This is a genomic window from Aromatoleum toluvorans (assembly GCF_012910905.1).
GTDB lineage: Bacteria > Pseudomonadota > Gammaproteobacteria > Burkholderiales > Rhodocyclaceae > Aromatoleum > Aromatoleum toluvorans.
Window position 1 is genome coordinate 1 of the sequence record NZ_WTVN01000111.1, and the last position, 385, is coordinate 385.

Genomic DNA, 385 nt, shown 5'->3' on the forward strand with positions numbered 1-385 from the left:
GCTGAAGACCGCGGACTTCCGCCAGCGCACCCGCTCGCAATCGATCCAGACCCCGACCCAATTGGCCGCAAAGATCTTTGCGGTGACGCGCGAGATGCTGGCCAGGGAGATCGACGGCACCGCCTTCCGCCTGATGGGCGCCGGCGTTAGCGCGTTGCGCCCGGGCGCGCAGGCCAACGATTCCGACATGCTCGACCGTCGCTCGGCACACGCCGAACGCGCGATGGATAATCTGCGCAAGAAGTTCGGCAACGCCGCCGTGATCAGGGGCATTGCCTATGATGGGCCGGCAAAGCCGGAATAGTTCGGGCTCGACCGCGACCCGAACTCCGTCATTGCGAGGAGCGCAGCGACGAAGCAATCCATCGCTCCGCAGGCGTGGAGG

The 385-nt window shown here is 66.0% G+C and carries 1 protein-coding gene; it reads left to right on the forward strand.

Features of this window, described 5'->3' with window-relative positions; genetic code table 11:
• Positions 1-304 (forward strand): DinB/UmuC family translesion DNA polymerase (locus tag GPA22_RS22545; RefSeq protein ID WP_211169318.1); only part of this gene is annotated, 304 nt, incomplete at its 5' end.
• Positions 305-385 lie beyond the last annotated feature (81 nt).